This is a genomic window from Sandaracinobacteroides sp. (genome assembly GCF_057137845.1).
Genome location: NZ_DBNHFX010000115.1, coordinates 1 through 7,714 on the forward strand (window position 1 = coordinate 1; position 7,714 = coordinate 7,714).

The window sequence follows — 7,714 nt, forward strand, 5'->3', positions numbered from 1 at the left end:
CCTATGTCGAGAGCTTCAATGGGCGGATGCGCGACGAACTGCTCAACGAGACGCTGTTCACCAGCCTTGCCCATGCCCGCGAGAAGATCGCCAGCTGGGTCGATGACTACAACACCGGGCGGCCGCAGGCACGCCAATTCGTTCCGCCGAGCGCCAGTCAGGAGCGCCATCAGGGTGAGGTCGGTCCCGGCGTGGGCATCCCGATTGAGCGGCTTGTCCTGCATTTCCAGAAGCTTGTTCCAGACATCACCGATCTTGCGGCGGTCGATGTAGCGCTCCGTGCGCGTGCCAAGCTTCGCCCAATGGTGCTTCAGCACGTCCACCGGGTTGTCGCGGATGATCGGTGTCCCGTCCGCCTGCCGGTATTCATCAATGGCATAATTGAGGAGGATGCGGAGGGTGATGAACGCGGCGTTGGCGCTGGCAGGTGCAGCTTTCTTCCCGTCCAGACCGCCCTTCAGCAGCACGGCATGGCGGTCCTTCACCATGTCGCGGGTGATGCTGGCGATGGGCTTGTCCACCCATGTGGTGAACACCTTCTCGACGTGCCGCCGGTATTCCGCTGCCGTGCTGTCCTTCAGCTTACCGACCCTGCTGAGATATGACTCAAGAACGTCTGAAAGGCTCACCTTCATCGCGGCGTCGGTCTTGGCCACAGCGCGCGGGTCTATCCCTTCGCGCATGTCCTGCAACACCTTCTGCGCCCGCTTCCGCGCGGCATCCTCGGTGAGCACGCCGTATGGGCCAAGGGTGAACTGGAGGGACTTACCCTGCACCCGCCCCATGACGATAAAAACCTTCTTGCCCTGAGTGGAGACGCGGAGGCCGTAGCCCTTCAGAGCCCCGTCGTATCCGCCATCCCAATGAACTTCATAGCCCGAGGCGGGCGCTGCAACCTTGTCCACAAAGGTCTTCGTGATCTTCGTCATGACGCTCCTTAGTCGCCAGATTCTAGCGTATTTCTAGCAAGGAGCCCTTATCTACGGCAATCCACCACAAAAAAGCAACGAGGTAACTAGCTGAATATTAAAGAGCCTATGTGCTAGAACAAGGTGCCATAAGCTAGTATTTGGACGTGAATGTCATATTTGTAATCAGGGGGTCGCGGGTTCGATTCCTGCAGCCGGCACCATCCCCCTGCCCAGAAGCGCCGATGCTGCCATGCCGGGCTTGCAATTCACCCATAGTTGGCCTGAATTTGGTGCGATGAAACGGCCGGATACCTTTCTGTTGGGCGATCGTGCCGTGCGGCGCATGGGGTTTGGCGCGATGCAGCTTGCCGGGCGCGGAGTGTGGGGACCGCCTGCCGACCATCGCCGCGCGGTCGCTGTGCTGCGGGCGGCGGTTGCAGCGGGCGTCAACCACATCGACACGAGCGACTATTACGGCCCGCATGTGGTGAACCACCTGATCCACGAGGCGCTGCACCCCTATCCCGACGACCTGCTGATCGTCACCAAGGTGGGTGCCCGGCGCGGCCCGAACGGAGAGTGGCTGCGCGCGGTTTCAGCGGACGAACTGAAAAGCGCCGTTCACGACAATCTGCGGCATCTGGGCGTCGATGTGCTGGATGTGGTGAACATGCGCGCGTTCTTCGCGCAGGGTCCGGCGGAAGGGCCGATGGAGGAAAGCCTCGAGGTGCTGGCCGGGTTGCAGCAGCAAGGCCTGATCCGCCACATCGGCTTGTCGAACGTCACGCCCGCGCAGGTATCGCAGGCGCGGCGCATCTGCCCGATCGTCTGTGTGCAGAATCACTTCAACCTGATCCACCGGGCCGACAGCGCACTGATCGACGCACTGGCAGCCGATGGTGTCGCCTATGTGCCATTCTTTCCGCTGGGCGGCCTGACGCCGTTGCAGTCTGATGAACTGGCGCGCGTGGCGGCAGCAGTGGGGGCAAGCGCGATGCAGGTGGCGCTGGCATGGCTATTACAGCGTGCGCCGAACATGTTGCTGATCCCCGGCACGTCGTCGCCCGGACATCTGGCCGAGAATCTGGCGGCGGCCAGTCTTGTGCTGCCTGCGGAATTGCGCGCGCGGCTGGATGTGCTGGCCTGACCGGCTGCCAAATGAACCCAGGGCCACAAGAAACCCAGGGCCACAAGAAACTCAGGGCCACAAGAAACTCAGGGCATAAGAAAAGGGCCGCAGTCCGAAGACCGCGGCCCTTCCTTGTTCGGCTAGCCGAGAAGTGGATTACTTCTTGGCAGCATCCGACACGGCGTTCGCAGCGTCAGCAGCCTTGTTGGCGGCGTTGGCCGTCGCGTCGGCAGCGTTCGCAACCGTGTTGGCAGCGCCGGCAGCGGCGTCGGCCGTGGCGGCAGCAGCGTTGTCGACAGCGGCGCCGGCAGCGGCGGCAGCGTCGGTCGCAGCAGCGTCAGTAGCGACGGCGGCGTCGGTTGCGGTGGCGGCAGCGTCGGTCGTGACGGCAGCAGCGTCTGCAACGTCGGCAGCCGGAGCTTCAGCCTTTTGACCGCAAGCGGCAACCAGAGCGAGGCTCGCGATGGCGGCGAGCGAAAGAACCTTGTTCATCTAGACCTCCATAGTCGGGCAGGATTGCCCAGTATTGCAGGCCTTGGGGGGTGAAACCTTGCGGCTGCAAGCCCTGTCCCCTGAACGCGGCCATGAAAACCGCGCCCGGAAACCCGAAGCAACGCGCCATTGCATGAGCGCCGTTCCAATTTCAAGCCCTTTTGTTGACAATGTTGGAACAACCACAGTCCGGGGCGGATGCCACAGGCCTTGGCGCAGCGGGCGGGAAAGGGCAATGGGGGCGCATGAACGTTGAACGATCCGGCAGGCCCCATGCTGGCAGGCTTCGCCTTGGAACCCGCAGCTCGCCGCTGGCGCTGGCACAATCCCGGCTGGTTGCCCAGGCATTGGCGGCTGCACATGGGCTGGCTGCCGATCAGGTGGAACTGGTGCCAGTGCAGACAGTGGGCGACCGGGTGCAGGATCGCCCGCTGGCTGAAATCGGCGGCAAGGCGCTCTGGACCAAGGAACTGGATCGCGCCCTGCTGGAGGGTGAAATCGATCTGGCTGTCCATTCCATGAAAGACGTCGAGACGGCGCTGCACCCCGGAATCCGTGTGGCTGCGGTGCTGCCGCGCGCGGATGTGCGTGACCGGCTGGTGGGGGCGACCGATCTTGCCGCGCTGGATCATGGCGCAACGGTCGGCACATCCAGCCCGCGCCGCGCCGCGCAACTGCTGAATCGCCGGCCGGATGTGCATGTCGTGACGATCCGGGGCAATGTCGAAACCCGGTTGCGGCAGGTGGCCGAAGGGCGGGTCGGCGCGACGTTTCTTGCGGCAGCGGGGCTTGCGCGCCTCGGGATCGAGGCAGGCGTTGCGCTGCCGGTCGACACCTGGTTGCCTGCGGCGGCGCAGGGCATCATCGGCGTCACCTGCCGGAAGGGCGACGCGCGGGTGCTGGCATTGCTGGCGGCCATCAACGACGCGCCGACGATGGACTGCCTTGTCGCCGAGCGCGCGGTGCTGGAGGGGCTTGGCGGAAGCTGCCACACCTCGGTTGCCGTGCATGCCGATGGGCGGCTGTTGCGGGCCGAACTCCTCAGCCCCGACGGGGGCGATCGGGTCGATGCGCAATTGCCGATCGGCGGCGATCCGCACGCGCTGGGGCTGGCGCTGGCCGAAGCGTTGATGCAGCGCGCAACACCGGCGATTCGCGCAACGCTTGCCGGCGAAGGCCAGTGATGACGCGCCCGCTGCTGTTGCTGACGCGCCCGGACGACGAAGCGACGCGCAGCGTCGACGTGGCCGACGCCGCCGGCTTCGATGTGCTGGTGGCACCGCTGCTGCATGTCACTCCGCTGCCCTTCACCGTGCCAGACGCGCCCTTCGACGGGCTGCTGTTCACCAGCCCGCGTGCGCCTGTGATCATTGCCCGCCACGCGCCGGAACTGCGGGCGATGCCGGTGCTTTGCGTTGGCCCGCGCACGGCAGAGGCCGCCCGGCAGGCCGGTTTCCGCGTAGAGCTTGCCGGCGAAACAGACGGCGTGGCGATTGTGCGGGCCGCATCCCGGCAAGGATATTGCCGCCTGCTGCAACCATGCGGCGCGAATCGGATCGACATCCCGGTGCCGGACGGCCTGACGCTGCACCCGATCCATGTCTATCAGGCGGTGGCCGCTGACGGGCTTCCGGCGGATGCGTTGTCGGCGCTGGCCGGGGGGCGCCTGTTTGCAACCATGCTGTTTTCCCCGCGAACGGCGCGGATTTTCGCGAACCTCGTGGATCAGGCGGGATTGCCGCGCGCAAGGCACCGGCTGATCGCCCTCAGCCCGAATGTCTGCACGGCCGCGGGGCCGGGCTGGCGATCGGTTGCGACGGCCGGGCTTCCTTCGCTTGATGCGGCGTTGGCGGCGGCGGCCCGGTTGTGGCAGGAAACCGCCAATGACTGACGACGACGCCGATTCTGCTGCACAGGCGATCACGACCGCGCAGCGCAAGCGGAACATCTGGCCGTGGCTGCTGCTTGCGGTGATGACGGCCTTCACCCTTGGCATGACGGGCAGCCCCTGGCTGCAAACACGCGTGCGAAGCTGGTTTCCGGCAAACCCAGCCACCAGTGCGCCCGATCCCGTGGCCAAGGAAGCCGATGGTATCGAATCGCGGCTGGCGATGCTGGAACAGGAACTGGCGCGGCAGAAGCAGCGGAATCCTGCCATCCCGCCAGCCGCCGCGATCGTCGCGGCCGATGCGGGTGCCAGCGCGCAGGTGCAGCAGCTTGCCGTCGAACTGCATGGTTTGCGCGCGCTGATGGAAAGCGGCGATGCGCAGGTGCGCGACATGTTCCTGCTGTCGGTCGCGCGCCGCATGGTAGAACGTGGCCGCCCGCTGGCCGAAATCGAACAGCCGTTGCAGGATCGTTTCGGTGGCGCCGACGGCGCGGCGATGGACGCGCTGCGTGCCTGGTCGCGCGAACCGCAGTCGTTACCCACACTGGCGGCACGGCTGCCGGGCCTTTTGCATGCAGCGCCCGATGCGCAACCGGCTGGAACATGGTGGGAAAGGCTGACCACCGCCCTGAACGGGCTGGTGCGCAAGCAGGAGCCGCTGTCCGCCGGTTCGCCCGAACGGCGGGAGGCGCTGGTATCGGCGGGCATCGCGATCCGGCAGGGCGACCTTGCAGAAGCCGTCACCATGGTTGCGAGCCTGCCGCCAACGGCAGTTGCGGCCCAGTGGCTGCACGAAGCCCGGCTGTTGCAAGGCGCGCTCGACGCGCTGGACAGGCTGGACGGCCTTGCTTTGACGCGGGGCGTGCCGGCAGCCGCCGCCGTTGAATCGGCGCCACCGGCGAACGTGCCTGCGCAGGGCTGAAGCTTGCAGGCGGGCGCCGCGTGAAATGCAAAACAGGGTGATGGTTGCGGTCGCGGCTTGCGGTGCGGGGCAGGCAGCCGTTATGCGCGCACAAGCAGGAACAGGCGGATAGGACGGCGATGCGCGTTGCAATGATCGGATCGGGATATGTCGGCCTCGTGTCGGGGGCGTGCTTTGCCGATTTCGGTCACGAAGTCGTCTGCGTCGACAAGGACCCGGCCAAGATCGAGCGGCTGAACGCCAACGTCATGCCGATCTACGAACCGGGGCTGGACGATCTGGTGGCAACCAACGTCCGTGCCGGGCGGCTGGGCTTCACCACGGATCTGGCCGAAGGCATGCGGGATGCGCAGGCCGTGTTCATCGCCGTCGGCACGCCTTCTCGCCGGGGCGATGGCCATGCGGATCTAAGCTATGTGTATGCCGCCGCACGGGAAATTGCAGCCAACCTGCAAGGCTTTACCGTCGTCGTTACCAAATCGACTGTTCCCGTCGGCACCGGCGACGAGGTTGAACGCCTGATCCGCAACGAAAACCCGCAGGCCGAATTTGCCGTCGCCTCGAACCCTGAATTTCTGCGCGAAGGGGCGGCAATCGCCGACTTCAAGCGCCCCGACCGCATTTTGCTTGGCGTAGAGGACGAGCGCGCGCAGCAGATTCTGGAGGAACTGTATCGGCCGCTTTACCTCAATCAGGCGCCGATCATGGTGACCGGACGACGGACTGCGGAACTGACCAAATATGCCGCCAACGCATTTCTGGCGACCAAGATCAGCTTCATCAACGAAATCGCCGACCTGTGCGAAAAGGTGGGCGCCAATGTGCAGGACGTCGCACGCGGCATCGGTCTCGATAACCGCATCGGCTCGAAATTTCTGAATGCCGGGCCGGGCTATGGCGGAAGCTGCTTCCCCAAGGATACGCTGGCCCTGATCAAGACCGCGCAGGACCACGACGCGCCCGTAAGGATCGTTGAAACGGTGGCGCACGGTAATGAACAGCGCAAGCGCGCCATGGGCCGCAAGGTGATTGCAGCGGCGGGCGGCGATGTGCGCGGCAAGCGGATCGGCGTGCTGGGCCTGACGTTCAAGCCCAACACCGACGACATGCGCGACAGCCCGGCGATCGCCATCATCCAGACGTTGCAGGATGCAGGGGCCGAGGTGCATGCCTTCGACCCCGAGGGCGAAGCACAGGCACGGCTGGTGCTGAACGGCGTCCACTATGCCGACAGCCCCTATGCGGCGATCGAGGGCGCGGATGCGATGGTCCTCGTCACCGAGTGGGATGCCTTTCGCGCGCTCGATCTGGGGCGGGTGAAGGCGCTGCTGAAATCGCCGGTGGTGGTGGACCTGCGCAATATCTACCGCCCGGAGGAAATGGCCCGTCACGGCCTGCAATACACGGGCGTCGGCCGCTAAGGTTGCACAGGCCGCCCGGCATGGCTATAGCCCGGCGCCTGCCGCAAGGCTCGGAGTCGTGGGTGAGTGGCTGAAACCAGCAGTTTGCTAAACTGCCGTGCTGGGTAACCGGCACCGAGGGTTCGAATCCCTCCGACTCCGCCATTTCATAGTAAAAACAAGCACTTACCTACGGGTTCCCGCGCTGAGTGGTTCGCTTTGCTGTGCCGCCCGCAGGCATTGTGTAAGGGCTGTGTAAGTTTTTGGGGCCTGAATCGGGCCGGCTGGTATGCACTCTCTGAAAAATATTGGAGATTATAGGCGCCTGGCTCTTGCAGTGCTGTCGTCCGAGCCCAGATATGACATCGTCAGCGACTAAACAGGGGGGTGATGAATGAACAGCGTACTCGCAGCGATCTACGAGACCAAGCGCCAATCGTACTTGCTCGGATACATCCAGTATCCGGAGAAATTCGACGACGCGATTGCCTATGCCTATTACCATCGCCTGTCCCCTGTACTGCACGCATCATCCGACAAGACGGATCCGTTTGAAGAAGCTTATGACGTAAGCTCTGAATTTATTTCTGAAGTATTGAAATACGTGGACGAAAAATGGCTTGCAGGTGAACTGGATTCAATAGGATTCTATGATCTAGAAGATAGGTTCGGTGGATATAAAACCAACCGAATGGAGCTTAAATTTGCTCTCGAGTATATGAGGATTGATCGTCGATTTGATGAGTCGGTGTGGGAAGCGATCGAAAAGAACGCTCCTATGGAAGCAAACTCTCTTAGCTCGTCATTTTCACCTGATGATGTACATTTTAGTTGAGACTTCTTAACTAGGGTCCAGACTCGTTCAAAGCCAGAAGGCGATGGCGGTTGCGAGCGCCACGCCTGACAGGAAGTTGGCGGCGAGTTTGTCGTAACGGGTGGCGACGCGGCGGAAGTCCTTCATGCGGCAGAAGG

The 7,714-nt window shown here is 63.7% G+C and carries 7 protein-coding genes, 1 tRNA gene and 3 pseudogenes; 8 read left to right on the forward strand and 3 right to left on the reverse strand.

Annotation, left to right across the window (positions count from 1 at the left end):
- Positions 1-131 (forward strand): annotated as a pseudogene (locus AC16JP_RS05980) (integrase core domain-containing protein); the annotation flags it as partial.
- A 576-nt stretch (positions 132-707) separates the two neighbouring features.
- On the opposite strand, the pseudogene AC16JP_RS05985 reads toward AC16JP_RS05980, so the two are convergent.
- A pseudogene (locus AC16JP_RS05985) lies at positions 708-929 on the reverse strand (Arm DNA-binding domain-containing protein); the annotation flags it as partial.
- Between the two features lie 277 nt (positions 930-1,206).
- Here AC16JP_RS05985 and AC16JP_RS05990 point away from each other — a divergent pair.
- Complete coding sequence (locus tag AC16JP_RS05990; protein ID WP_484339694.1) at positions 1,207-2,058, forward strand: oxidoreductase; 852 nt, start codon at positions 1,207-1,209, stop codon at positions 2,056-2,058.
- Between the two features lie 138 nt (positions 2,059-2,196).
- Here the strand turns inward: AC16JP_RS05990 and AC16JP_RS05995 are convergent, their stop codons facing one another.
- Entirely contained in the window at positions 2,197-2,532 is a 336-nt protein-coding gene (locus AC16JP_RS05995) for a hypothetical protein (protein WP_484339695.1), read from the reverse strand.
- A gap of 245 nt (positions 2,533-2,777) precedes the next feature.
- Between AC16JP_RS05995 and hemC the strand changes: the two genes are divergently transcribed.
- The 6 genes from hemC (at position 2,778) to AC16JP_RS06025 (ending at position 7,577) form a co-directional block, all read left to right on the forward strand.
- Entirely contained in the window at positions 2,778-3,716 is a 939-nt protein-coding gene (hemC, locus tag AC16JP_RS06000) for a hydroxymethylbilane synthase (RefSeq protein WP_484339696.1), read from the forward strand.
- Complete coding sequence (locus tag AC16JP_RS06005) at positions 3,716-4,423, forward strand: uroporphyrinogen-III synthase (protein ID WP_484339697.1); 708 nt, start codon at positions 3,716-3,718, stop codon at positions 4,421-4,423. Before hemC ends, AC16JP_RS06005 begins: the two co-directional genes overlap by 1 nt.
- The gene (locus tag AC16JP_RS06010) at positions 4,416-5,342 is read left to right on the forward strand and encodes a hypothetical protein (RefSeq protein WP_484339698.1); all 927 of its coding nucleotides are present in this window, start codon (positions 4,416-4,418) and stop codon (positions 5,340-5,342) included. Before AC16JP_RS06005 ends, AC16JP_RS06010 begins: the two co-directional genes overlap by 8 nt.
- Before the next feature lie 119 nt (positions 5,343-5,461).
- A complete protein-coding gene (locus AC16JP_RS06015) occupies positions 5,462-6,763 on the forward strand; it encodes a UDP-glucose dehydrogenase family protein (RefSeq protein ID WP_484339699.1) in 1,302 nt (433 codons plus the stop codon).
- Between the two features lie 52 nt (positions 6,764-6,815).
- A tRNA-Ser gene (locus AC16JP_RS06020) sits at positions 6,816-6,907 on the forward strand.
- A gap of 229 nt (positions 6,908-7,136) precedes the next feature.
- Complete coding sequence (locus AC16JP_RS06025; protein WP_484339700.1) at positions 7,137-7,577, forward strand: hypothetical protein; 441 nt, start codon at positions 7,137-7,139, stop codon at positions 7,575-7,577.
- A gap of 27 nt (positions 7,578-7,604) precedes the next feature.
- Here AC16JP_RS06025 and AC16JP_RS06030 read toward each other — a convergent pair.
- Positions 7,605-7,714: pseudogene (locus AC16JP_RS06030) on the reverse strand (IS5/IS1182 family transposase); the annotation flags it as partial.

Excerpts from the sequence above, each read along its gene's own strand:
- AC16JP_RS05990 (WP_484339694.1), top strand. The coding sequence starts at position 1,207 with ATGAAACGGCCGGATACCTTTCTGTTGGGCGATCGTGCCGTGCGGCGC.
- AC16JP_RS05995 (WP_484339695.1), bottom strand. The coding sequence starts at position 2,532 with ATGAACAAGGTTCTTTCGCTCGCCGCCATCGCGAGCCTCGCTCTGGTT.
- hemC (WP_484339696.1), top strand. The coding sequence starts at position 2,778 with ATGAACGTTGAACGATCCGGCAGGCCCCATGCTGGCAGGCTTCGCCTT.
- AC16JP_RS06005 (WP_484339697.1), top strand. The coding sequence starts at position 3,716 with ATGACGCGCCCGCTGCTGTTGCTGACGCGCCCGGACGACGAAGCGACG.
- AC16JP_RS06010 (WP_484339698.1), top strand. The coding sequence starts at position 4,416 with ATGACTGACGACGACGCCGATTCTGCTGCACAGGCGATCACGACCGCG.
- AC16JP_RS06015 (WP_484339699.1), top strand. The coding sequence starts at position 5,462 with ATGCGCGTTGCAATGATCGGATCGGGATATGTCGGCCTCGTGTCGGGG.
- AC16JP_RS06025 (WP_484339700.1), top strand. The coding sequence starts at position 7,137 with ATGAACAGCGTACTCGCAGCGATCTACGAGACCAAGCGCCAATCGTAC.